Below are 23,572 nucleotides of genomic sequence, written 5' to 3'. Positions count from 1 at the left end.
CCCCGACCAGGAGGATGCTCCGCTGATGCGTCTGTTCGCTCCCACCGTCGACGTCGAGGCCCACTGCGACCTGCCCTGCGGCGTCTACGACCCCGCCCAGGCCCGCATCGAGGCCGAGTCGATCAAGGCCGTCATCGCCAAGGTCGCCGACTCCGACGACCCCGACTTCCGCACCCGCGCCGTGCTCATCAAGGAGCAGCGCTCCGAGCTCGTCAAGCACCACCTCTGGGTGCTGTGGACCGACTACTTCAAGCCTCCGCACTTCGAGAAGTACCCCCAGCTCCACACCCTCGTGAACGAGGCCACCAAGCTCGCGGGCGCCACCGGCACCAAGGGCAGCCTCGACGCCGAGGTCGCCGACCAGCTCCTCGCCAAGATCGACGAGATCGCCGAGATCTTCTGGGAGACCAAGAAGGCCTGACCGGGCCCGGGAATGCGCAGCTGGGACGGGTCCGCCACGGCAGGACGTGTCCCAGCCGCACATCTCGTCGCGTGCAACGGCAGGATGACGGCGTGACCGCCGACCTCCCACCCCTGGCCCGCGCGCTCGCGCGCACCGACCTCGCCGACGCGTGGTACCGCTGGTGCGACGCCTCCCGCGTCTGGTCCGTCGAGGCCACCACCGCGTACGACGCGGACTCGCTCCTCACGGAGCGCGGCTCCTATGCGCCGCTCGAGACCAGCGATTTCCTCCAGGCATTCGAGGACGCCGGCGCCGACCGCGTGACGAAGGGGTCGACCTTCCCCGGCCCCCGCCACCGCTCGTTCACCGTGGTGGTCGACCGGGGAGCGACCCGCTGCAGCCTCGCCGTCCAGCTCGGCCGGGGCCTCAACTCGCTCGAGTGCCACCTGCGGGTCACCGTCGACGACGAGCTCGTCGGGGGACCCGACCGCCTCCACGCCCTCGCCCGCACGCTCCGCCTCGCGCGCGGCGACGACGTGCCGGACCCGGCCGCCCCGTACCCGCGCCCCATCATCGGCAGCCGCAGCCAGCTCGAGGTCGTGACCCGGGAGCTGGTCGCGCTCCTCAGGCAGGTCGCCGGTTCCTGGGCCGCCTGACGGGCGGGGTGCGCGCGACGCCGAGGGGTACCGGCGACGGCTGACCCGCGCCGTACGCCTAGGAGGTCACCGTGGCCGACCGCACCACCGACGTGTGGGGCGAGCGCTCGCCCCACGGCAGGGGCACGCCGTGGTCCACCCGCGTCGACCTCCACCTCCACGACGGCGTGGGCGAGGCGGACGTCGACCGCTGGGTGCCGTCGGCCTGCGTGCTCTGCAGCAACGGCTGCGGCTGCGACATCGCCGTGAAGGACGGGCGGATGGTCGGCGTGCGGGGCCGCGCCGACGACGTCGTCAACCGGGGCCGGCTGGGGCCGAAGGGCCTCTACGCCAGCACGCCGTGGGCCTCGGACCGGCAGCGGCTGACGCGGCCGCTCGTCCGCGAGGGCGGGCGGCTCGTCGCGACCGACTGGGACACTGCCCTGGGGCGGGTCGTGGCGGAGTCGCAGCGCCTGCTCGCGGAGAACGGCCCCCTCACCCACGGGTTCTACACGTCGGGGCAGCTGTTCCTGGAGGAGTACTACACGCTCGGCGTCATCGGGAAGGCCGGGCTCGGCACGCCCCACATGGACGGCAACACGCGCCTGTGCACGGCGACGGCGGCCGCCGCGCTCAAGGAGTCGTTCGGGGCCGACGGCCAGCCCGGGTCCTATGACGACGTCGAGCACTGCGACGCGCTGTTCAGCTGGGGCCACAACACCGCGGAGACGCAGACGGTGCTGTGGTCGCGGATCCTCGACCGGACGCACGGGGCCGCCCCGCCGGTGCTCGTGTGCGTCGACCCGCGCCGCACGGCGGTCGCCGCGGAGGCCGAGCGCACCGGCGGGGTGCACCTCGCGCCCCAGGTCGGCACCAACCTGGCGCTCGTCAACGGCATCACGCGCGAGCTCCTCGAGCACGGCTGGATCGACGAGGACTGGGTCGCCGCGCACACGCTCGGCCTCGACGACCTGCGGGAGGTGGTCGCGCCGTACACCCCCGAGGCCGTGGCCCGCACCTGCGGGGTCGCGGCGGCCGACGTCGAGCGGGCTGCGGAGATCTTCGGGCGGAGCGAGCGGGTGCTCTCGACGGTGCTGCAGGGCTTCTACCAGTCCCACCAGGCGACGGCCTCGGCCGTCGGCGTCAACAACCTCCACCTGCTGCGCGGGATGGTCGGACGTCCGGGCGGAGGGATCCTGCAGATGAACGGCCAGCCCACCGCGCAGAACAACCGCGAGTGCGGCGCCGACGGCGACCTGCCGGGCTTCCGCAACTGGGACAACCCCGCGCACGTGCAGCAGCTCGCCGACCTCTGGGACGTCGACCCCCTCACCATCCCGCACTGGGCACCGCCGACGAACGCGATGCAGATCTTCTCCTACGCCGAGCAGGGCTCGATCGAGCTGCTCTGGATCTCGGCGACGAACCCCGCGGTGTCGATGCCGGAGTCGGCCCGCATCCGGCGCATCCTCGCCAGCGACCGCTGCTTCGTGGTGGTGCAGGACCTGTTCCTCACCGAGACGGCCGAGCTGGCCGACGTCGTGCTGCCGGCCGCGGGCTGGGGCGAGAAGACGGGCGCGTTCACCAACGCCGACCGCACCGTGCACCTCTCGCAGCAGGCCGTGGACCCACCGGGGGAGGCACGCAGCGACCTCGACATCTTCCTCACCTACGCCCGGATGATGGGGTTCACGGACCGCTCCGGCCGCCCGCTCCCGTCCTGGTCGACGCCGGAGGAGGCGTTTGACGCGTGGCGGGACGCCTCGGCCAGGCGCCCCGTGGACTACACGAGACTGACCCACGAGCGGTTGCGGGGTGCGGACGGTCTGCGCTGGCCGGTGAACGCCGCCGCCCCGGACGGCACCGTCCGGCTGTACGGCGACGGCGTGTTCCCCACCGCCACCGACGTGTGCGAGACCTACGGCCACGACCTGCTGACGGGTGGAGCGGTCACCGAGCAGGAGCACCGGGCGCTCGCACCCGCCGGCCGGGCGTTCCTCAAGGGGGCGGCCTTCACGCCACCGCACGAGGAGCCCTCGGCCGAGTACCCGCTGCTCTTCACCACCGGTCGCACCGTCCACCACTTCCACACCCGCACGAAGACGGCGCGGTCCCGGCGGCTGCAGGACGCGGCGCCCGACGCCTGGGTCGAGCTGTCCGCGACGGACGCCGAAGGCCTCGGGATCGCCGAGGGCGACCTCGTCCGGGTCGAGTCGCCCCGCGGCGCGATCGAGGTGCGGGCCAGGATCGGCAGCGTCCGGGAGGGCGCGGTGTTCGCGCCGTTCCACTACGGCACGTGGGACCTCGACGGGGTCGCGCCGGGGGAGGGACACCGCCAGGCGAACGAGCTGACGATGACCGTCTGGGACCCCGTCTCCAAGCAGCCCTGCTTCAAGACGGCGGCGTGCCGCGTCGTCCCCCTCGGGAGGTCGTGATGCTCCACCTCGCCACGTACGTCGGCCTCGCCGACCACAGCGAGGCCACCCTCGCCGACTCGTTCCGGGCCGTGGCCGAGGGCCACGCAGCTGTCGCGGACGTCTACCACACGTGCCGCACGCTCGCGGGGCTCAGCGACACCCACCGCGAGCTGCTGGCGCCGGTGGCGGAGCGGTACGGCGAGGACGAGTCGGACGGCGTCGACGAGCCCGAGCGGCTCCACGCCTCGGGCCTCGCGGAGGTGCGCTCCGGCGAGATCGGCCTGCTCCGGGACCTGCAGGACCTCCACGTGCTCGCCGACCTCGTGCGCACGACCTGGCTGGTGATCGCGCAGGGTGCCCAGGGCCTGCGCGACCACGAGCTGCTCGACGTCGCCCGCCGGGCGGCGGCGGGCACGCAGCGGCAGACGTCGTGGCTCGACACGCGGATCCGGGCCGCCGCGCCGCAGGCGCTCATCGTGGCGCCGCCGCGCTGAGCGCGGGTCGGGGTCGCGACGCGCCCCCCCGGCGCCGAGGGTGGCTCCAGCAGGGTGTGGTTGGCGTCACAGTCCGTGCGTACCGTCGCCACGCGCGCCCCGCCGCGGCGCGTCCGTCCCGCACCGCCGCGGACGGCGGACCAGCCAGCACCGAGGGACCAGCGATGACCAGCACCGCGACGTACGAACGCCCGACGGCCCACGACACCGCCCGTGCCGTGTGGTTCACGGAACCGCGGCGGGTGGAGCTGCGCAGCGAGGCCCTCGGGGAACCGGGGACCGAGGAGATCGCCGTCCGCGCGCTCACCTCCCTGGTCAGCGCGGGCACCGAGATGAGCGTCTACCACGGGACCTCGGGCTCGGCGGACGCCGTCGACCTGCCCACGACCGGCGGCACATTCCCGTTCCCGCTCAAGTTCGGCTACCAGGTGGTCGGCGAGGTGGAGGCGGCCGGCGCGCGGTCGGGGTTCGCGGTGGGGGACCGCGTCTTCGCCTACCACCCCCACCAGGAGCGGTTCGTGATGAGCGGGACCGCCGGCTTCGTCCTCCCGGTCCCGGAGGGGATCGACGCGGAGCAGGCGGCCTTCGCCAACCTCTTCAGCGTCGCCTACACGGGTCTCCTCGACACGCCCGTGCGCATCGGTGACGTCGTCGTGGTCTCCGGCCTCGGCGTCATCGGCACGTTCCTCGCCCACCTGTGCCGGGAGAGCGCCGCCCGGCTGGTCCTCGTCGACCCCGTGGCGAGCCGTCGCGAGCGTGCGGCCTGGATCGGCGCCGACGCCGTCGTCGGTCCCGACGAGGCCGCAGCGGCGATCGCCGAGCTGTCCGGTGGCCGCGGTGCCGACCTCTGGTACGAGGCGAGCGGTGCGCCGGCCGCCCTGCAGTCCGCCATCGACCACACGGGCCAGGAGGGGACGATCACCGTGCTCTCCTTCTTCGGGAACCGCCCGGTGACGCTGCAGCTCGGCCTCGAGTTCCACTTCCGCCGCCAGCGCATCGTGAGCAGCCAGGTCAGCTCCATCGGGAGCGGCCTGCAGCCGCGGTGGGACTGGGACCGCCGCTACCGCCACGCCGCCGCACGGCTCGGGAGGCTCGACATCGACCGCCTGGTCTCGCACCGGATCGCGTTCGCGGACGCGCCGGAGGCCTACCGCCTGATCGACGAGCACCCCGAGGAGACCCTCGCGGTGCTGCTCGACTACACCAGCCCCTCGACCACGCCCTCGACCAGCCCCGTCGACCACCGCTGAGGAGCATCGTCATGACCCGCGCACCGCGCTACTCCGTCTGCCCCCTGACGACCCCCGACACCACCTTCGAGGAGGACCTCGCCCTCGCGCTGGCCAGCGGTGCCACCGGCATCGGCATAGCCGAGGGCAAGCTGCGCGACGGTGAGGACGACGCCCACCGGGCCGCGCTCGCGTCGTCCGGCCTGCGCGTCGCCGGCGGCATCCCGAACAACCTCGCGCCGCTCCCGCTCCGCCCGCCCGTGATGTACCCCGGGCCCGCCGACCCGGCGACCCGGATCGAGCTGCTGCGGGCGTCGGTCGAGCGCCTCGCCGCCTTCCGACCCGACTGCATCGTCGTGACGACCGGCTCGGCGGAGGGGTACGCGAGGGACGAGGCCTGGACCATCGCGGCCGACGGCATCCGCGACGTCGCCCGCATGGCGGCGGACCTCGGCACGAGGCTGGCGGTCGAGGTGGTGCGCGGCGACCTCGGCTTCGACGCCTCCTTCGTGCGGACCCTCGGGGAGGCGGCCGAGTTCCTCGACCTCGTCGACGCCCCGAACGTCGGGCTCTGCTACGACGTCTACCACGTCTGGGACTCCCCGGACGTCCTCGCCGTCACCGAGCAGGTGGCCGCCCGCACGTTCCTGGTGCAGGTCTGCGACTGGCCGGACCCGCCGCGCTCGCTGGCCGACCGCCGCATCCCGGGCGAGGGCACCATCGACCTGCCGGCCCTCTTCGCCGCGCTGGAGCGCGGTGGGTACGACGGCTGGTACGAGCTCGAGATCTTCTCCGACGACGGTCGTTGGGGCGACGCGTTCCCCGACTCCCTGTGGAAGCTGGACCCCGCGGAGCTGCTCGGTCGGAGCCGGGAGGCGTTCGACCGCCTGTGGCAGGCGCGCCCGGCGTGAGCCGGCGGCCCCGATCATGTCGATGACCCTGACCACCTGGATGACCTGCGTGGATACTGGCCCGGTGGACCGGGTCGACGTCGCGAAGGAGCTGGGGCACTTCCTGCGCACCCGCCGCGAACGGCTCGGGCCGGAGGACGGTGGCGGCAGCCGCCGCACCACGGGCCTGCGTCGCGAGGAGGTGGCGGCCCGGGCCGCGGTGAGCCGCGAGTACTACACCAAGCTCGAGCAGGGCCGCGCGCCCAACCCGTCGACCGAGGTGCTCGACGCGGTCGCCACGGCGCTGCGGCTCAGCCGGGACGAGGTGTCCTACATGCAGGACCTGGCGGTCCTGCTGCGGGGCGGCGCGAGCGACGTCCCCTCCGTCGACGGCCCCGACGCGGTGGGGGCCCGGCTGGTCGACGCCATCCAGGACCGCCCCGCCTGGGTGGTCGACCACCGCCTCGACCTCACCTCGTGGAACGCCATGGCCAGCGAGCTGCTGGTCGACCTCGACGCGCTACCCGACCGCGAGCGCAACCTGTCCTGGCTGGTGTTCACGAACGCGCAGCTCCGGGCGCGCTGCGTGCAGTGGGACGACGTGGCGCGGCAGAACGTCGCGCTGCTGCGGGGCGGCGCCGGCCGGCACCCGCGGGACCCCCGGATCCTGGAGCTCGTCGACGCGCTGTCCGCGCGCAGCGCCGAGTTCGCCCGGCTCTGGGCCTCCCACGACGTGCTCGACCGGGACTTCGGTGCCCGCGTCTTCGAGCACCCCGCCGCGGGCCGCTTCGAGCTCCACTACGACGCGCTCCACCTGCCGGGACCGACCGATCGGCACCTCACGGTCTACTCCGCGAGCGATCCCGTCGGACGCGCCGCGCTCCAGCGGCTGCGCGCCGCGATCGACGCGCGCTCCCCGCGACAGGCGTAGCCACCGCCGCCCCTGGGTGGCTCCAGCAGGGTGTGGTTCACGTCTCACCACGGCCCTACCGTTTCTCGTGGCCGACATCCGGCCCACCCCCGCAGACCATCCCGACCCGAGGTCGGCCCCGCACGTGGGCGCCCGCCGCTGACCGCTACTCCCACCGCAGCGCAGCGCGCCCCCACGCCCCGGGCCCCTCGGTCCACTCCGCAGAGGACGGCCACCATGCTCCGCACCGCAGGACCCACCCGCCCGGTCGCCGCCGTGGCCGCGCCCGAGGGCATGGTCATCGAGCACGACACCCCGCTCGTGATGGCGGACGGGACCACGCTCCGGGCCAACGTCTACCGACCCGTCGGGGACGGCCGGCACCCGGTCCTGCTCAGCTACGGCCCCTACGGCAAGGACCTCGCCTTCCGCGACGCCTACCCCCGGCAGTTCGACGCCATGGTCGCGGCGCACCCCGAGGTGCTTGAGGGCACGAGCGGAGCGCACCTGTCGTGGGAGGTCGCGGACCCGGAGCGGTGGGTCCCCCTCGGCTACGCCCTCGTCCGCGTCGACTCGCGGGGGTCCGGACGCTCGCCCGGGATCGTCGACAGCTTCTCCCCGCAGGAGGCCCGCGACCTCTACGAGTGCGTGGAGTGGGCGGGGACCCAGGACTGGTCCAACGGCAAGGTCGGCCTGAGCGGGATCTCCTACTTCGCCATCAACCAGTGGCAGGTCGCGGCGCTCCGGCCGCCGCACCTGGCCGCCATCTGCCCCTGGGAGGGGATGGTGGACTGGTACCGCGACGCCAACTACCACGGCGGCATCCCCAGCTCGTTCTTCCCGCGGTTGTTCGGCGTGCAGATCGCGTCCGTGCAGCACGGTCTCGGGACCCGGGGCGCGACGAACCCGCACACCGGCGTGCTCGTCTCCGGCGACGTCGACCTCGACGACGCCGAGCTCGCCGCGCGGCGCACCGACGTCGCCGCTGAGCTGCGGGCGCACCCCTTCCGCGACGACTACTGGGCGGACCGCACGGCGGACCTGTCGCGGATCGAGGTCCCGGTGCTGTCCGCCGGCAACTGGGGCGGCCAGGCCCTGCACCTGCGCGGCAACCTCGACGGCTTCACCGAGGCCGCCTCGGAGCACAAGTGGCTCGAGGTGCACGGCGAGGCGCACTGGACGCTCTACTACTCCGACTACGGCGTCGACCTGCAGCGACGGTTCTTCGACCACTTCCTCAAGGGCGAGGGCACCTGGCTCGACGACCAGCCCAGGGTCTCGCTCCACGTGCGCCACCCCGGCGAGGTGTTCGTGCCGCGGGCCGAGGACGAGTGGCCGCTCGCCCGCACGGAGTGGACGACGCTCCACCTCGACGTCGCGCAGCGCAGCCTCTCGCCCGAGCCGGCCGCCGCCCCGTCCACGGCCTCCTACGACCCGTTCGGCGCCGGCATCACCCTGTCGACGCCGCCGTTCACCGAGACGACCGAGATCACGGGTCCGCTCGCGGCGCGGCTCTACATCTCCTCGGAGAGCGAGGACGCGGACCTCTTCCTCGTGCTGCACCTCCTCGACCCGGACGGCACGGAGGTGCTCTTCGAGGGCGCGACCGAGCCGCGGCACCCGCTCTCGCAGGGCTGGCTCCGCGCCTCGCACCGCGAGCTCGACGAGGAACGCTCCCGGCCGTACCGCCCCGTCCACCCCCACGACCGGGCCGTGCCCCTCGTCCCGGGCGAGGTGCACGCGGTCGACGTCGAGATCTGGCCCACCTGCATCGTCGTGCCCCCGGGGTACCGCCTCGCCCTCAGCGTGCAGGGACACGACTACGACCACGGCGGCCCCGGCCTCCCCACCCCGTACGGCGTGGAGATGCGCGGGTCGGGGGTCAACGTGCACGACGACCCGGTCGCCCGCTCGGCCGACGTCTACGGGCGCCCCGTGAGCCTCCACACCGGCGGCGAGCACGACTCGTTCCTGCTGGTCCCCGTCATCCCCCCGGCCTGACGCCTCCGCCGTCAGGGCCCCTCGAACAGGAGCAACCATGTCCACCACCTCCGCAGGGCGACCGCCGGGCCGCCCCGGCGCCGTCGGGACCGCACCGGCGGCACCCGCCGCGACCACGGGCCGCCTGGCGCGTGACGGCGTCGGCGTCCCCGGCATGATCTACGCCGTGGTGGCCGTGACGGCACCGCTCACGGCACTCGCGTCGAACATGACCCTGAGCCTCGCGCTCGGCGGGGGCGTCGGCACCGTCGGCGTCATCGTGCTGGTCGCCGTCATCCTGTGCGTCTTCGCGGCCGGCTTCGTCGCGATGAGCCGGCAGGTCGTCAACGCCGGGGCGTACTTCGCCTACATCGCCCACGGCCTGGGGGAGCGGGCCGGCGCCGCCGCGGCGATGGTCGCCGTCGTGGCCTACAACCTCGGCGCAGCCCTGATGGCGGGCTTCGTCGGCTTCTTCGCCGACCTCGTGCTCGAGCGCTACCTCCACGTCGACCTGCCGTGGTGGGCCATCACCGGGGTCGCCGTCGCGCTGGTGTGGGGGATCGGCTACCTCGGCCTCACGGTGTCGACCCCCGTCAACGGGTGGATCGCCATCAGCGAGCTGGTGCTGGTGCTCGCGCTGGCGATCTCGGTGCTCGTGCAGAACCCCGGCGGCTGGGACGTCGGCGTGCTCGCGCCGTCGACGGTGTTCGGCGGCGGCTTCGGTCTCGCGTTCGTGCTGTGCCTGCTCTCGTTCACCGGGTTCGAGGCGGCCGCCAACCTCGGCGAGGAGGCCAAGGACGCCCGCCGGTCGGTGGGGCGGGCCACCTACGCCGCCATCCTGGTCCTCGCCGTCGTGTTCGTCGTCGGCACGTGGGCGGTGGTGGCCGCCTTCGACGATGCCGTGGCCGTGGCGCAGGCCGACCCGGGCGCCATGGTCACCGTCGCCGCCTCCACCTACCTCGGGGCGTGGATCGTCCCGGTCCTGCTCACCATGATCACCGTCAGCTTCTTCGGGGCGGCCCTGGCCTTCCACAACCTGGCGGCGCGCTACCTGTTCTCCCTCGGCCGCGAGGGGCACCTCCCGCCCTACCTGGCGCGCACCCACGCCCGTCGCGGCACCCCGGTGCCGGCCGGGACCACGCAGGTCGTGCTCTCCGCCCTGGTGCTCCTGCCCTTCGTGCTCGCCGGGTCGGACCCGCTGGTGGGCCTCGGCCCCGCGATCGGCGGGGTCAACGCCCTCGCGGTCGTCGCGCTCATGGTCGCCTGCAGCGCGAGCATCGTCGTCGCCTCCGTCCGCGGGCTGCTCGTGGGGTCGACGTGGGCCCTGCGCGTCTGCCCGACGATCAGCGCCGTCGCCCTCCTGGGTGGCGCCGGCGTCATCGTGTCCGACTACGCGGCCATCACGGGGACCGACGCACGGGCCGTCGCCGCGATGCCGTTCCTGCTCGTCGTGGCCGTCGCCTACGGCTGGTGGGCGGCGGGCCGGGGAGCACGGTCGTGACCGCCCCGGCGAGCGCCACCGGGCCCGAGGAGACGGACGGCGTCCTCGGGGAGGTCGCTCCCGGCGTCTGGGCGTGGACGCAGGGCGACGGGTCGTGGTGGCTCAACAACGCCGGCCTGGTCGCGGGCGACGACGGGGACGTCATCGTCGACACCTGCGCCACCGAACGGCGGACCCGGAGCTTCCTGGGGAGCATCGGCACGGCGCGTCCCGGCGGGTCGATCCGGTTCGCCGTCAACACGCACCTGCACGGGGACCACACCTACGGCAACAGCCTCCTGCCCGGCAGCACCTGCATCGTCGGGCACGAGCAGATGCGGGTCGGTCTCGCGGCCGACACGATCATCGACGGCTGCCCGCCCTTCTGGGCCCCGCTGCCGGACTGGGGCCACGTGACCAAGCGGCTCCCGACCCTGACCTTCGCGGACCGGGTCGTGCTCCACAGCGGGGCCACCGAGGTCCACGTGCTCCATCCCGGGTTCCCGGCGCACACCCCCGGCGACGCGGTCGTGCTCGTGCCCGGCGCCGACGTCCTGTTCACCGGCGACCTGCTGTTCCACGGCGTGACCCCGCTGGTCTTCATGGGGTCGGTGGAGGGGGCGCTCCGCTCCCTCGACTGGATCGCCGGGCTCGATGCCGCGGTGGTGGTGCCCGGGCACGGCGACGTCGTCGGCCGCGACGGGCTCGACGACGTCCTCGAGACGCACCGGTCCTACTACGCGCTCGTGCTCGCGTCGGCGCGCGCCGGGATCGCGGCCGGACGATCCCCGTTGGAGCAGGCGCGGCGGACCGACCTCGGCGACCTCGCCGGCCTCGCCGACGCCGAACGCATCGTGCTCAACCTGCACCGCGCCTACGCCGAGCTGGCGCAGCGCGACTTCGACCTCGTCGCGGCGTTGGAGGACGCCGTGCTCCTCAACGACGGCCCCCTCCCGACCGCGGTCTGACGCTCCCGACGGTCCGTCCCCACGGCCACGACAAGGACACCCCATGCGCTTCATGACGTTCTCCCACCACGGCTCCGAGCGGGTCGGCGTGGGGATCGGCGACGGCACGACGGTTGCCGCGCTGCCCCTCGGCCACACCCTGCTCGACCTGCTCCGCGAGGGGCGCGCCGCGCTGCACGACGCCGGCGAGGCCGCCCTGGCCGCAGCGAGCGAGGTGCTCGCCGTCGCCGACCTCCGGGTCATGGCGCCGCTGCCGACGCCGCCCACCGTCCGCGACTTCATGACCTTCGAGCAGCACGTCGCGGGGGCCATCCGCCTGGCCGACCCGGCGGCGACCGTCCCGGAGCGCTGGTACGACGCGCCGATCTTCTACTTCACCAACCCGTACGCCACGGTGGGGCCCCACGACGACGTGACCCTGCCGCCGGGGGAGACCCGCTTCGACTTCGAGCTCGAGGTCGCGGCCGTGCTGGGCGGCGGTGGCCGCGACCTGGACCCGGCCGCGGCCGAGGACCTGGTCGCGGGCTACACGATCATGAACGACTGGTCGGCCCGCGCCACCCAGTTCGCGGAGATGACCGTCCGGCTGGGCCCGTCCAAGGGCAAGGACGGCGCGACGTCGATGGGACCGTGGTTCGTCACGCCGGACGAGCTCGAGCCCTTCCGGCGGGGGTGCTCCTTCGACCTGCGGATGCAGGCCCACGTGAACGACGAGCTCGTCGGCGCCGACTCGTGGTCGAGCATGGCCTTCGGCTACGGGCAGATGATCGCCTACGCCTCACGGGGCGCGGAGGTCCGCGCGGGCGACGTCTTCGGCTCCGGTACGGCGGGGGGCGGGTGCCTCGCGGAGCTCTGGGGCCACCGGGGGTACGACGCGCACCCTCCCCTCACCGCCGGCGACGTCGTCACGGTCGAGGTCGAGGGCCTCGGCCGCCAGCGGTCGCGCGTCGTGGACCGCCGCGCGCCCGCCCCCGACCTGGCCGCGTTCCGGGCGCAGCGCACCGCCGCGCGCTGACGCCGGCCCGCCCGACCGACCATCCCGACCACCCCGAGCCCGGAGGGCCGCCATGCAGTTCCCCCTGACCATCACGGACTTCCTCGACCGCGCGGTCACGGTCTATCCCCGACGGGTCGCGGTCGTGGACGAGCCCGACCAGCCCGCGCCGCCGCTCGGCCCCCTGACCTACGCCGACGTGGACCGCCTCGCCCGCTCCCAGGCGGCGGCGCTCGACCTGCTCGGCGTGCCGGTCGGCGGTCGGGTCGCGGTGCTCTCGCAGAACTCGGCGCGCCTGCTGGTCTCGTTCTTCGGCGTCTCCGGGTGGGGCCGCGTGCTCGTCCCCGTCAACTTCCGGCTCGCGCGACCCGAGGTCGACCACATCCTCACGGAGTCGGGGGCCGAGGTGGTCCTGGTGGACCCGGAGCTCGCCCACCTCGTCGAGGAGCGTGCCGGGCTGCGCACCTTCGTTCTCGGCGAGTCCGACGACCTGTTCTGGACGCAGACGGCCGCGCCCCGGCCGTGGGCGGCCGACGAGTCGGCGCCGGCGACCATCAACTACACCTCCGGCACCACCTCGAAGCCCAAGGGGGTCGTGCTCTCCCACCGCAACCTCTGGCTCAACGCGACGACCTTCGGGTGGCACGTCGGCCTCGACGACGACGACGTCTACCTGCACACCCTGCCGATGTTCCACGCGAACGGGTGGGGGATGCCCTACGCCGCCACCTCCGTCGGCGCGCCGCACGTGGTGCTCCGCAAGGTCGACGGTGCGGAGATCCTCCGCCGCGTCGAGGAGCACGGCGTCACCCTCCTCTGCGCCGCCCCCGCGGTGCTGGCGGCCGTGCTCGACGCGGCTCGGCAGTGGGAGGGCGAGGTGCCCGGGCGGGACCGGGTGCGCGCCGTGGTCGCCGGGGCGCCGCCCCCGACCCGCACCATCGAGCGGATCCGTGACGAGCTGGGCTGGGAGTTCATCCAGATCTACGGGCTCACCGAGACCGCGCCGCTCCTGACGGTCAACCGCATGCGGGCCGAGTGGCGGGACGAGCCGCGCGACGTGCAGGCCGCGCTCCTGGGGCAGCAGGGCGCGCCGGCCCTCGGCGTACGCCTCGCCGTGGACGCCGCGGGCGAGGTGCTCGCCCAGGCCCACCAGTGCATGACGGGCTACTGGGAGCGGCCTGAGGACACGGCGGCGGCCCAGGCCGGGGGATGGTTCCACACCGGGGACGGCGGGGTCCTCGAGGACGGCTACCTGCGGATCGTCGACCGCAAGAAGGACGTCATCGTGTCCGGGGGCGAGAACGTCTCGTCCATCGAGGTGGAGGACGTCCTGCTGGCGCACCCATCGGTCCGCGAGGCGGCCGTCATCGGCATCCCCGACGAGACCTGGGGCGAGCTCGTGACGGCCCTGGTCGTCACCGACGGCCCGGTCGACACCCACGACCTGCTGCGGTTCTGCCGCGAGCGGCTCGCGGGCTACAAGGTGCCGAAGCGGGTCGAGGTCCGCGACGCGCTGGAGCGCACGGCCACGGGGAAGCTCCAGAAGTTCAAGCTGCGGCAGCCGTACTGGGAGGGCCGCGCCCGCCAGGTCAACTGACGGGCCAGCCCAGCCCAGACCAGACCAGCCCCGTCCCACCGAGAACGACCCGAGAACGAACCGAGGAACCCATGACGCAGAGCACGACGCCCGCCCCGGTGCACGACCACGGGGACAGCCCCGAGGTGCTGCAGGAGGTCGCGGAGCGGGTGAGGTGGATCGCGACGGCCATCGTCGACGCCGCCAACCGGGGGCGCCCGAACGAGTCCGGCGTCAAGGTCGGCGGTCACCAGGCCTCGAGCGCCTCCATGGTCGAGATCATGGTGTCGCTCTGGTTCGCCGAGCTCACCGACGTCGACCGGGTCTCGGTCAAGCCGCACGCCTCGCCGGTCCTGCACGCCATCAACTACCTCCTGGGGGACCTGGACGCGGCGTACCTGCCCACCCTGCGCGCGAAGGGGGGCCTGCAGTCCTACCCGAGCCGGCGCAAGGACCCCGACACGGTCGACTTCTCGACCGGTTCGGTCGGCATCGGGGCGACGGCCGCCCTGTGGGCGGCGATGTCGCACCGGTACGTCCGGTCGCACTTCCCGGCCACGCCACCGGCCGGCCGCTTCGTCAGCCTCCTGGGCGACGCCGAGCTGGACGAGGGCGCGATCTGGGAGGCCGTCGCCGACCCCGCGGTCGCCCGGCTCGGCGAGCTGCTCTGGATCGTGGACCTCAACCGGCAGTCCCTCGACCGCGTCGTCCCGGACGTCCAGATCCACCGCCTCGCCGGCATGTTCGAGGCGGCCGGCTGGCAGGTCGTCACGCTGAAGTGGGGACGCGCGATCAGCGCCCTGTTCGACCGTCCCGGCGGCTCCCACCTGCGGCGACGCCTGGAGGACATGCCCAACGAGGAGTACCAGCGCCTGCTGCGGGTGGACCCGGCCGAGGTCGGCGAGCGCATCGTCGGACGCGGGGCGAGCGCCGAGCTGCGGGCCCTCGTCGCCTCGCTCCCGGCCGAGGAGCTCGCCCACGCCGTCCGGGACCTGGGCGGTCACGACATCGGCCTGCTGCTGGACACCTACCGCACGGTCGACCCGACCCGGCCGACCGTCGTGTTCGCCTACACGGTGAAGGGCCGCGGCCTGCCCACCGAGGGGCACCCGAACAACCACTCCGCGCTGCTGACCGCCGAGCAGGTGCGGGAGCTGGCGGTCCGGGCCGGGGTGGACCCGGACGACCCGTGGGCCACCTTCGCCCCGGGCACGCCGGCGGCGGACCTCTGCGCGGAGCGTGGCGCGGCGCTGGCCCGCACCCCGGTCGCGCCGGGCCCGACGACCAGCGTGCCGGACCACCTGGGCCGGTCGCACAAGGCGCCGATCTCCACGCAGGCCTCGTTGGGCCGGTTCCTCGTCGAGCTCAAGCGGGTCGCCCCGCAGGTGGCGGAGCGGGTGGTGACCTGCAGCCCCGACGTGGCGTCGTCGACCAACCTCGGCGGCTGGATCAACAAGACCGGGGTCTGGTCGGTCGCGGACCGCCAGGACTGGTTCGCCGACGACGCCGAGCGGATCCTGCGGTGGTCGGAGGTGACCGGGGGACAGCACATCGAGCTGGGCATCGCGGAGGTCAACCTCGTCAGCCTGCTCGGGGAGCTCGGCACCACGTGGTCGCGGTGGGGGGAGCGCCTCATCCCGATCGCGACGCTCTACGACCCGTTCGTCCCACGCGCGCTGGAGCCGTGGTCGTACGGGATCTACGCCGGGGGGCAGTCGATCATCGTGGGCACCCCCTCGGGCGTGACGCTCGCCCCCGAGGGCGGGGCGCACCAGTCGATCACGACGCCGTCGATCGGGCTGGAGCAACCGGAGTGCATCGCCTGGGAGCCCGCGTTCGCCCAGGACCTCGAGTGGTGCCTCCTGGAGGCGATGTCGAAGGTCGGGATCGAGGGCGGCACCTCGTCGTACTTCCGGCTCTCGACCCGGCCGGTCGACCAGTCCCTGGCCGCCCTCCCGGACGACCGGACGCTCGTCGAGCGGCGGCGCCGGCAGGCGGTCGCCGGCGGCTACCGCATCACCACGCACGACCCCGCGCAGGAGCAGGTCACGCTCGTGGGCGTGGGGGCGATGCTCCCCGAGGTCGTCGCGGCCGCCGCGACGCTCGCCACGCACGGGATCACGGCCGGGGTCGTCTGCCTGACCAGCCCCGACCTCGTCTTCCGGTCGTTCGACCAGCGGGGTCGCGTCGGTTCCGTGCGGGGCGACGACATCCTCGGCGCGCTGTTCCCGCCGGAGCACCCCGCTCCGCTCGTGACGGTGCTGGACGGCCACCCCCACACGTTGTCGTTCCTCGCGGGCGCCCGCGGCGACCGGATCCGCTGCCTCGGCGTGCGGGACTTCGGCCAGTCCACGGGGCTCGAGGAGGGCTACGCGCTGCACGGCATCGACGTCGGCTCGATCGTCGACGCCGCGCTCACCCTGCTCGGCCGCTGAGGGCGCTCACCCCAGCGGCGGTCGCCGGTCGGCCCAGGGCACGGCCTCCTCGAGCGTGGCGGCGAGGCTGAGCAGCAGCGGCTCGCCCCCCAGGGGCGCGACGAGCTGGACGCCGAGCGGCAGGCCGTCGGCGGTCCAGTGCAGGGGGAGCGAGATCGCGGGTCGACCGGTGACGTTGGCGAGCTGCGTGTAGGGGACCCAGCCCAGGTTCTTCTGCACCATGTCGTCGACGACCGGGGTGTGCTTGAGCAGCCGGGCGGTCCGCGTGCGGAGCAGCGCGTCGGAGGCCATCTTCAGGGGCGCGGGCAGCTCGAACGCCCCGATCCGCGGCGGCGGGGTCGCGAGCGTCGGGGTCAGCAGGAGGTCGTAGGTCTCGAAGTACGTCGTCAGCCGCCGCGCGTGCTGGTGGCGTCGCTCGACGGCGTCGACGTATTCCGGCCCCGTCGTCGCCGCGCCCAGCGCCGCCATGATCCGCGTGTCGCGCTCGAACGCGTCGTCCCCGGCGCCGGTGAGCCGCTTCGCCTGCGCCACCTCCCAGGAGATGACGACGAACCACGCGAGCAGGAACTCGGCGGCCAGGGCCGCGTCGTCGTACGGCGCCTCCGGCAGCTCCTCGACGTCGTGCCCGAGGTCGGTGAGCGCCTGCACCGCGGCCTCCACCGCGGCGTACGCCTCGGGGTGGGGGTCCGGCGTGATCGCCGAGGGGACGCGCACGCCGATGCGGAGGCGGCCGGGGTCGCGGCCGACTGCGGAGAGGTACGACGAGGACGGTGCCGCCGGGACGTAGGGCCCGCCGGGCTCGCCGCCGGCGATGACGTCGAGCATGGCGGCGGAGTCGCGGACGGTGCGGGAGACGACGCCCTGGACGGCGGCGCCGTGCATGAGCTCCGAGGCGCCGGGGCCGAACGACGTCAGGCCGCGCCCGGGCTTGAGACCGACGAGGCCGCAGCAGGCGGCGGGGATGCGGGTGGAGCCGCCGCCGTCGTTCGCGCCGGCGACGGGCACGATCCCGGCCGCCACCGCGGCGGCCGAACCCCCGGAGGAGCCGCCGGGGGTGCGCTCGGGGTTCCACGGGTTGCGGGCCGGTCCCCAGGCCTCCGACTCGCTGATGCCCTTGGCGCCGAACTCGGGCAGGTTGGTCTTGCCGAAGATCATGAGACCGGCGTCGAGCCACCGCTGCACGATCGTGGAGTGCTCCGCGACCGGTGTCGTCTGGAGCGCGCGGGACCCCTGAGAGCTGGGCAGGCCGGCGTAGTCCTGCCCGAGGTCCTTGATGAGGAACGGGACGCCCGCGAACGGGCCGGTGCGCGGCTCGTCGGGGTCGCACGGCACGTCACGGACGACCGCGTTGAGCTGCGGGTTCACCTCGGCCACCCGGGCACGGGCGACGGCCATCAGCTCGGCCGGCGTGACCTGCTTCTCGGCGACCAGCCGGGCGAGACCGGTGGCGTCGTGGCGGCGGTACTCCTCGTAGTCCATGCCCGCAGTGTGGCGCAGGACACGGGCACCTCAGGCGGTCGGCACGCCGATCACCCGGACGCCGCTGGCCTCCGCCCCGGCCACGCCGCGGTCGAGCGCGAACTCGACGCGGTCGCCGACGGCGACCGGGCGCCCCGCGTCCCAGAGGTCGCGACCGTGGACGACCACGGGCGCGTCACCGTGGTCCTGCGTGATGTAGCCGTAGCCCTGACCCTCGTCGAACCACGTGATGGTGCCTGCTGCCATGGGTGCCGCTCCGTTCCGAGATCCTGCCCGCCCACGAGGACGGGTCCCGCCCGGTACCCACGCGCGCGATCCTCAAGCGGGCCTCGGCGGGGGCGGGGGATGCTCAAGGGGTGGGAAGGGTCGGCCTCCCGAGCCTGCCAGGGCCGCACAAGGTGCCGACAAGCCTCTCCCGCCCGGGTCGGCGGCCTCGTACGTTCCTCGGTGGAGGCCGCGTCATCCCCCGAGCGGGGTCTCCCGGTTCCCGAGGTCCAGACCGCGGGCCGAGGGAACCGCCCCCGCCCGCCGGCGTCGCACCAGGTCGGCGGCGGCTGCGTCCCACCGCGGCTGCTCGAAGGTGAACCCCGCGCCGAGCAGCCGGCCCGGCACCACGCGACGGCTCTTGAGGAGCAGCTCGGGGTCGGAGCGGAGCGCGAAGGCCCCCAGCCCGGCCATCCACCGGGTGGCCGGCAGCCCGGGTCGCCCGCCCCAGGCGCGGCGCAGGTCGCGCATCAGGGTGCGCTGGGGGAGCGGCCCCGGTGCGGCCACGTTCACCGGCCCCTCGATGTCCCCGCGGGCGAGGAGGAAGGTGACGGCACGCACGAAGTCGTCGGCGTGGATCCACGACACGAACTGGTCGCCGCCCGCGACCGGCCCGCCGAGGCCGAGCCGGGCGAGCCACGACAGGTAGTCGAAGACGCCACCGCGGTCGGGGCTCATCACCATCGCGGTGCGCAGCGCGACACGACGGGTGCTCGGGAGGTCGTCCTCCTGCTGCGCCTCCTCCCAGCGCCGCGCGATGCGCACGCTGTACTCCCAGTAGAGCGGCACGTCCGGCTCCTCGCCGCCGATCACGCCCGTCGCCTCGTCGTGGGCGGGCCCGCGGGTGTCGGCGTAGATCGTGGCGGTGCTCATCTGCAGCCACACCGCCGGCGGGCGGGCGGCCCGGGCGATCGCTGCGCCGACGGCGCGGGTCGAGTCGACCCGCGAGTCCATCATCTGCCGCAGGTTCCGGTCGGTGTAGCGGCAGCTCACCGACCGTCCCGCGAGGTTCACGACCGCGTCGGCACCGTCGATCTCGGCCTCCCACGGACCCCGGCTCCGCCCGTCCCACACTGCATGCCGCACCCCCGGCTCGAGCGCCTCCGGCCGCCGGCTCACGACGACGACATCGTGGCCTTCGGCCGCCAGCGCGCGCCGCAGGACGCCTCCCACCTGCCCGGTGCCACCGGGGATCACGATCCGCATGGCGCGAGCGTACGCCGGGTTTTGAACACGTTCAATTCTGGGCCGTCGCGAATGGCGGGACGGCCGCGCGGCATGCCGGCGGCGCGCTTCCGCTTCTTCCTCGCCGCCACGGCTTGACGAACCCGTGTGACGGGGCGCACTCTACGTGCTGACAAGACCTCTCACGGAATGAGAAACTAATGCGCATTGCGGTAATCGGTCTCGGTGAGGCGGGTGCGATCTACGCGACCGCTGCCGTCCGGCAGGGGTGGGACGTGGCGGGCTTCGACCCGTTCGACGTGCCCACCCCCGATGGCGTCGAGCGTGCGGCGACCCTGGCGGAGGCGGTGGACGGGGCGACCCTCGTCCTCGGTCTGACCGGGGCGAAGGCCGCCCGGGCGATCGCGTCCGACCTCGCGCCGCTCATGGGCGCCGCGGCCGTCCTGGCCGACATGAACTCCGGCTCGGCGCGTTTCAAGCGCGAGGTCGCCCGAGCCCTCGACGGGGTGGCCGTCGCCGACGTGGCGGTCATGGGCTCGGTCCCGGCGTACGGTGCCCGCACGCCGTTGATCGTCAGCGGCGCGGGGTCGTCGGTGGCGGCCGAGGCGTTCCGTGAGCTGGGCGCCGCGGTCGAGGACCTCGGTGGCGAGCCGGGGGAGGCCGCCACGCGCAAGCTGGTGCGGAGCGGGTGGATGAAGGGTCTGGGCGCACTGATCGTCGAGACGGTCGAGGCCGGTGAGGCGGCCGGCCTCGGCGACTGGGCGCGCGCCCAGATCGCCGCCGAGCTCGCCGACGGCGAGGCATCGGCCGAGCGCCTGCACGCCAGCACGCTGAAGCACGCCGCCCGCCGCTCCCGGGAGATGGCCGACGCCACCGCGCAGCTGGAGGACCTGGGAGTCCTGCCGATCATGTCGCGGGCGACGACGGCGCTGCACGAGCAGCTCGCCGAGAACCAGGCCCTGGTGACCAGCGAGGTCCTCGAGGCGTGGGCGGGTCTGCCGGTCGCCAACATCGGCGACGCGCGGGAGCGTCTCGGCATCACCACCGGGCTCGTCGCGCCGTGGCCCGGGGCCCACCTCGTGGGGCGCGCCCGCACGGTGCAGGTGGCCGGCGGCGACAACGTCGGCATCCAGCGGATCATCGACGAGGCCCGTCCGGGCGACGTCATCGTGGTCGACGGCCAGGCTGACGTCGCGCGGGCGCTGGTCGGCGAGCTCATCGCCGGCCGCCTCCAGGCCAAGGGCGTGCGCGGCATGGTCATCGACGGCGCGGTGCGCGACGCCGAGGACCTGCAGGAGATGGGCTTCCCGATCTGGGCGCGCGGTCGCTCGGCCGCCGGCCCCTACAAGAACGGGCCGTTCCGCCACGGCGTGCCCGTCGCGATCGGCGGCGTCGTCTGCATGGAGGGCGACCTCGTGGTCGCCGACGGCGACGGCGTCACATTCGTGCGCCCGTCCGAGGCGCCCGCCGTCCTCGCTGCCGGCCGTGCCGTGCAGGAGGAGGAGGCGCGCCGCCGGCGTGGCATCGAGGCCGACGTCGCGGCGTACCGCGCCGCCCACGGGACGGGAGCCGCGTGATGTCGCTGCCCATCGTGGCGCTGCTGGTCTACATGGCGACCATCATCGTCTGGAACTTCCTGCTGAAGCGGAACATCGGCGAGGCCATGCTCGTGGGCCTCCTCGTCGTGACCGCGTTCGCCGGCACCGACGCGCTGGCGATCCTGCCGCACGCGGTGGGGGAGGCGATGCAGGAGCAGGTCATGTTCGCCGGCCTGGCGTTCGTGTTCATGAGCTACGTGCTCGGACGCACGCCGATCCTCGACAACCTCATCGAGATCCTGAACTCGATGCTCGGACGCCTCAAGGGCGGTCCGGTCTACACGACGACCGTCGCCGCGGGCGCGTTCGGTTCCGTGGCCCACGTCGGCGCGGCGGTCACCGCCGCCGTCGGCTCGGTGACCATCCCCTGGATGAAGCGGGCGCAGGTGAAGCCCGAGATCGCCGCGAGCGTCACCGCCGGCTGCGCCGGCATGGGCGTCACCTTCCCGTTCAGCGCCACGATGTTCATCCTCGTCGGTGGGCTCGCGACCACGGGCACGCTGACGACCGACCAGCTCGTGGTGCCGCTGGCGCTCGGCGGGCTCTGGTGCCTCGGCATCCGCCTGGTCGTCAACTACCACCTGGTGCGCAAGCACGGCCTCGCGCCGATGGACGCCGGCGACCTGCTGCCCTTCCGCAGCAGCTTCGCCCGGGGCTGGACCTCGCTCACCCTCTTCGTCGCGATGCTCGTGCCGGTCCTCATGACCATGGGCTGGACGGGTGCCCGCCTCAACGACCACGTGGACGTCGACCTCGGCGAGGCGATCAGCCTCATCGTCTGGATCCCGGTGCTGATGATCAGCATCGTCCTCTTCCTCGGCCGGAAGCACCTGCCGCGCTCCGGCAGCGGCTGGTACGAGCTGCTCGCCGGCGCGGCGCCCCGGTTCGGCGTCATCGGCGTCACGATCGTCGCCGCGTTCGCCGCGTCGAACGTGCTCGCCGAGATCGGGCTGCCGGACGCGCTCACCAGTGCCCTCGGATCCTTCGACGCGCCGCGGCCGATCATGGCGATCCTCGTCGGCCTCGTCGTCGTGGCCATCGCCATCCCCCTCACCGCCAGCGCCACCATGGCTGCGATCGGCCCGGTCGCCGTGTTCACCCTCATGAGCGTCGGCGTCGACCCGGTGACCGCCGCCGTCGCCGTGCTCATCTTCGCCTCGACCGAGGGTGCCTCGCCCCCGGCCGGAGCCCCCATCTACGTCGCCGCCGGCCTCGCCCAGGTCGACCCGGCCAAGATGTTCCGCCCGCTCGTCACCTACTTCTGCCTGCCGATCATGGGCGTCGGCGTCCTCATCGCGTCTGGAGTGCTGCCGGTATGACCACGAACCCCTCCACCGAGCCCACCGTGAACCCCCACGACGCGTCGGAGCCGGGCCGTCTCGCCCGGGCCTCGACGTCGATCACCCGGCTGTGCTTCGTCGTGACCCTCGTCGTCTTCCTCCTCGGCGGCTTCGTGATCGTCGGTGCCCAGGCCGTCGAGATCGTGCTCGGCGACGGCACGACGGTCGCCGCCATCGGGGAGCGCCTCGGTCCTCCCACCTTCGCCGTGTCGGCGGTCTGCGGGCTCCTGGCCTTCGTGCTGGAGTACGTGCGGCGCGGGCCCGGCGAGGAAGGCAGCGACTGACCGTGGTCGACGCACCGACGGGCGCCGCGCACGCGGCGTACCCCACCTACGCGGACCTGCTGGCGCGCACCGACGCGCCGGCAGGCTCCACGTGGGGCCTCTTCCCCGCGGAGAGCGAGCGCGGCATGGCCGACCTCGCCGGGCGGGACGCCGTGCTGGCGGGCCTCGGCGCGGTGGTGGACGGGCAGGCGATCAGCCTCGACTACGCGCTCGACGCGTTCGACCCGCCGATGTCGCGGGCCCGGGGCCTGCCCGTCCACACGATCACCGCCAAGCACCCCGAGGCGCGCGACGACCAGCTCGACGGCTTCTTCCTGCAGTCCAGCACCCAGATCGACGGGCTGCGTCACCGCCGCAGCCAGGGGGAGGGCTTCTGGGACGGGCACCCGGACGACGCGATCGTGACCGGCTCGCCGACCCTCGGCGTGCAGCGGTGGGCCGAGCGGCCGATCGTGGGCCGGGCGGTCCTCGTCGACGTGGAGGGCGCCCGCGCTGTCGCCGGTCGCCCCCTCGACCACGCGCGGGGCGAGGTGCTCGAGGTCGAGGACCTCGACGCCGCGCTCGCCCACCAGGGCGCCGAGGTGCGTCCGGGCGACGTCGTGCTGGTGCACACCGGCTGGGCGGCGTGGTACCTCGGGCTCGACGTCCCCGGTCGCACCAGCGTCCGGGAGGCCCGCCTCGCCACCGGCTTCGCCCAGCGGCGCGCCCTGCCGGCCTGGCTGTGGGACCACCGGGTCGCCACCTTCGCCACCGACACGTTCGCGGTGGAGCGGCTGCCCGTCGTCGCCGACGGGGAGTTCGCCGCCACGGCCGTCGACGACGAGGGGATGGTGCACCAGGAGCTCATCGCCCGTCTCGGCATGCCGCTCGGGGAGCTGTGGAACCTCCACGACCTCGCGCAGGCGTCGAGGGCCGACGGCCGCTGGAGCAGCCTCGTGGTTGTCAAGCCCCTCCACCTGACCGGCGGCGTCGGCTCCCCGGCGAACGCGACCGCGCTGCGCTGACGGTTCG

20 protein-coding genes are annotated in these 23,572 nt (G+C 74.0%); 17 read left to right on the top strand and 3 right to left on the bottom strand.

Features of this window, described 5'->3' with window-relative positions:
• Positions 1 to 25 precede the first annotated feature (25 nt).
• The 13 genes from sodN to PIR53_10600 all read left to right on the top strand — a co-directional run bounded on the left by sodN (position 26) and on the right by PIR53_10600 (position 16,411).
• Entirely contained in the window at positions 26 to 421 is a 396-nt protein-coding gene (gene sodN / locus PIR53_10660; GenBank protein ID WZH50488.1) for a superoxide dismutase, Ni, read from the top strand.
• A 92-nt stretch (positions 422 to 513) separates the two neighbouring features.
• Positions 514 to 1,059 carry a hypothetical protein gene (locus tag PIR53_10655; GenBank protein WZH50487.1) on the top strand — a complete coding sequence of 182 codons (546 nt, stop codon included), beginning with the start codon at positions 514 to 516 and terminating at the stop codon, positions 1,057 to 1,059.
• 71 nt (positions 1,060 to 1,130) lie between these two features.
• The gene (locus PIR53_10650; GenBank protein ID WZH50486.1) at positions 1,131 to 3,473 is read left to right on the top strand and encodes a molybdopterin oxidoreductase family protein; all 2,343 of its coding nucleotides are present in this window, start codon (positions 1,131 to 1,133) and stop codon (positions 3,471 to 3,473) included.
• Positions 3,473 to 3,949 (top strand): hypothetical protein, encoded by a 477-nt coding sequence (locus PIR53_10645; GenBank protein WZH50485.1) that lies wholly within the window; start codon positions 3,473 to 3,475, stop codon positions 3,947 to 3,949. The genes PIR53_10650 and PIR53_10645 overlap by 1 nt, the downstream gene beginning before the upstream one ends.
• Before the next feature lie 164 nt (positions 3,950 to 4,113).
• Entirely contained in the window at positions 4,114 to 5,199 is a 1,086-nt protein-coding gene (locus PIR53_10640) for a zinc-binding alcohol dehydrogenase (protein ID WZH50484.1), read from the top strand.
• Between the two features lie 11 nt (positions 5,200 to 5,210).
• The gene (locus tag PIR53_10635) at positions 5,211 to 6,089 is read left to right on the top strand and encodes a sugar phosphate isomerase/epimerase (GenBank protein WZH50483.1); all 879 of its coding nucleotides are present in this window, start codon (positions 5,211 to 5,213) and stop codon (positions 6,087 to 6,089) included.
• 22 nt (positions 6,090 to 6,111) lie between these two features.
• On the top strand, positions 6,112 to 6,999 hold the full coding sequence (locus tag PIR53_10630) for a helix-turn-helix transcriptional regulator (protein WZH50482.1): 888 nt from the start codon (positions 6,112 to 6,114) through the stop codon (positions 6,997 to 6,999).
• Between the two features lie 216 nt (positions 7,000 to 7,215).
• Complete coding sequence (locus PIR53_10625; GenBank protein ID WZH50481.1) at positions 7,216 to 8,979, top strand: CocE/NonD family hydrolase; 1,764 nt, start codon at positions 7,216 to 7,218, stop codon at positions 8,977 to 8,979.
• 37 nt (positions 8,980 to 9,016) lie between these two features.
• Positions 9,017 to 10,459 carry an APC family permease gene (locus PIR53_10620; protein WZH50480.1) on the top strand — a complete coding sequence of 481 codons (1,443 nt, stop codon included), beginning with the start codon at positions 9,017 to 9,019 and terminating at the stop codon, positions 10,457 to 10,459.
• A complete protein-coding gene (locus PIR53_10615; GenBank protein WZH50479.1) occupies positions 10,456 to 11,406 on the top strand; it encodes an MBL fold metallo-hydrolase in 951 nt (316 codons plus the stop codon). The genes PIR53_10620 and PIR53_10615 overlap by 4 nt, the downstream gene beginning before the upstream one ends.
• A gap of 43 nt (positions 11,407 to 11,449) precedes the next feature.
• Positions 11,450 to 12,421, top strand: coding sequence for a fumarylacetoacetate hydrolase family protein (locus PIR53_10610; protein ID WZH50478.1), 972 nt, complete (start codon positions 11,450 to 11,452; stop codon positions 12,419 to 12,421).
• A gap of 52 nt (positions 12,422 to 12,473) precedes the next feature.
• Entirely contained in the window at positions 12,474 to 13,997 is a 1,524-nt protein-coding gene (locus tag PIR53_10605) for an AMP-binding protein (protein WZH50477.1), read from the top strand.
• A gap of 71 nt (positions 13,998 to 14,068) precedes the next feature.
• Positions 14,069 to 16,411 carry a transketolase C-terminal domain-containing protein gene (locus tag PIR53_10600; GenBank protein ID WZH50476.1) on the top strand — a complete coding sequence of 781 codons (2,343 nt, stop codon included), beginning with the start codon at positions 14,069 to 14,071 and terminating at the stop codon, positions 16,409 to 16,411.
• Positions 16,412 to 16,417: 6 nt separating this feature from the next.
• Here the strand turns inward: PIR53_10600 and PIR53_10595 are convergent, their stop codons facing one another.
• The 3 genes from PIR53_10595 to PIR53_10585 form a co-directional block, all read right to left on the bottom strand.
• A complete protein-coding gene (locus PIR53_10595; protein ID WZH50475.1) occupies positions 16,418 to 17,890 on the bottom strand; it encodes an amidase in 1,473 nt (490 codons plus the stop codon).
• A gap of 30 nt (positions 17,891 to 17,920) precedes the next feature.
• The gene (locus tag PIR53_10590) at positions 17,921 to 18,136 is read right to left on the bottom strand and encodes a cold shock domain-containing protein (GenBank protein WZH50474.1); all 216 of its coding nucleotides are present in this window, start codon (positions 18,134 to 18,136) and stop codon (positions 17,921 to 17,923) included.
• A 213-nt stretch (positions 18,137 to 18,349) separates the two neighbouring features.
• The gene (locus PIR53_10585) at positions 18,350 to 19,360 is read right to left on the bottom strand and encodes a DUF1731 domain-containing protein (protein ID WZH50473.1); all 1,011 of its coding nucleotides are present in this window, start codon (positions 19,358 to 19,360) and stop codon (positions 18,350 to 18,352) included.
• 179 nt (positions 19,361 to 19,539) lie between these two features.
• Between PIR53_10585 and PIR53_10580 the strand changes: the two genes are divergently transcribed.
• Genes PIR53_10580 through PIR53_10565 form a run of 4 tightly spaced genes read left to right on the top strand, consistent with a single transcriptional unit; the run spans position 19,540 to position 23,565 of the window.
• Complete coding sequence (locus PIR53_10580) at positions 19,540 to 20,916, top strand: DUF1932 domain-containing protein (protein ID WZH50472.1); 1,377 nt, start codon at positions 19,540 to 19,542, stop codon at positions 20,914 to 20,916.
• Positions 20,916 to 22,256, top strand: a complete 1,341-nt coding sequence (locus PIR53_10575; GenBank protein WZH50471.1) for a TRAP transporter large permease subunit — start codon at positions 20,916 to 20,918, stop codon at positions 22,254 to 22,256. The genes PIR53_10580 and PIR53_10575 overlap by 1 nt, the downstream gene beginning before the upstream one ends.
• Positions 22,253 to 22,561, top strand: a complete 309-nt coding sequence (locus PIR53_10570; protein ID WZH50470.1) for a hypothetical protein — start codon at positions 22,253 to 22,255, stop codon at positions 22,559 to 22,561. Before PIR53_10575 ends, PIR53_10570 begins: the two co-directional genes overlap by 4 nt.
• A 2-nt stretch (positions 22,562 to 22,563) precedes the next feature.
• A complete protein-coding gene (locus tag PIR53_10565; protein WZH50469.1) occupies positions 22,564 to 23,565 on the top strand; it encodes a cyclase family protein in 1,002 nt (333 codons plus the stop codon).
• The last annotated feature ends 7 nt before the right edge of the window (positions 23,566 to 23,572 follow it).

This window comes from Nocardioides alkalitolerans (assembly GCA_038184435.1).
In the GTDB taxonomy this organism is placed as follows: Bacteria; Actinomycetota; Actinomycetes; order Propionibacteriales; family Nocardioidaceae; genus Nocardioides; species Nocardioides alkalitolerans_A.
Note: the sequence above shows the minus strand (reverse complement) of the source record. Positions and strands in the feature narration are given on the sequence as shown.

What these genes read in the sequence shown, in the direction of transcription:
- sodN (WZH50488.1), top strand. Translation starts at nt 26, where the DNA reads ATGCGTCTGTTCGCTCCCACCGTCGACGTCGAGGCCCACTGCGACCTG.
- PIR53_10645 (WZH50485.1), top strand. Translation starts at nt 3,473, where the DNA reads ATGCTCCACCTCGCCACGTACGTCGGCCTCGCCGACCACAGCGAGGCC.
- PIR53_10640 (WZH50484.1), top strand. Translation starts at nt 4,114, where the DNA reads ATGACCAGCACCGCGACGTACGAACGCCCGACGGCCCACGACACCGCC.
- PIR53_10635 (WZH50483.1), top strand. Translation starts at nt 5,211, where the DNA reads ATGACCCGCGCACCGCGCTACTCCGTCTGCCCCCTGACGACCCCCGAC.
- PIR53_10630 (WZH50482.1), top strand. Translation starts at nt 6,112, where the DNA reads ATGACCCTGACCACCTGGATGACCTGCGTGGATACTGGCCCGGTGGAC.
- PIR53_10625 (WZH50481.1), top strand. Translation starts at nt 7,216, where the DNA reads ATGCTCCGCACCGCAGGACCCACCCGCCCGGTCGCCGCCGTGGCCGCG.
- PIR53_10620 (WZH50480.1), top strand. Translation starts at nt 9,017, where the DNA reads ATGTCCACCACCTCCGCAGGGCGACCGCCGGGCCGCCCCGGCGCCGTC.
- PIR53_10610 (WZH50478.1), top strand. Translation starts at nt 11,450, where the DNA reads ATGCGCTTCATGACGTTCTCCCACCACGGCTCCGAGCGGGTCGGCGTG.
- PIR53_10605 (WZH50477.1), top strand. Translation starts at nt 12,474, where the DNA reads ATGCAGTTCCCCCTGACCATCACGGACTTCCTCGACCGCGCGGTCACG.
- PIR53_10600 (WZH50476.1), top strand. Translation starts at nt 14,069, where the DNA reads ATGACGCAGAGCACGACGCCCGCCCCGGTGCACGACCACGGGGACAGC.
- PIR53_10595 (WZH50475.1), bottom strand. Translation starts at nt 17,890, where the DNA reads ATGGACTACGAGGAGTACCGCCGCCACGACGCCACCGGTCTCGCCCGG.
- PIR53_10590 (WZH50474.1), bottom strand. Translation starts at nt 18,136, where the DNA reads ATGGCAGCAGGCACCATCACGTGGTTCGACGAGGGTCAGGGCTACGGC.
- PIR53_10585 (WZH50473.1), bottom strand. Translation starts at nt 19,360, where the DNA reads ATGCGGATCGTGATCCCCGGTGGCACCGGGCAGGTGGGAGGCGTCCTG.
- PIR53_10580 (WZH50472.1), top strand. Translation starts at nt 19,540, where the DNA reads ATGCGCATTGCGGTAATCGGTCTCGGTGAGGCGGGTGCGATCTACGCG.
- PIR53_10575 (WZH50471.1), top strand. Translation starts at nt 20,916, where the DNA reads ATGTCGCTGCCCATCGTGGCGCTGCTGGTCTACATGGCGACCATCATC.
- PIR53_10570 (WZH50470.1), top strand. Translation starts at nt 22,253, where the DNA reads ATGACCACGAACCCCTCCACCGAGCCCACCGTGAACCCCCACGACGCG.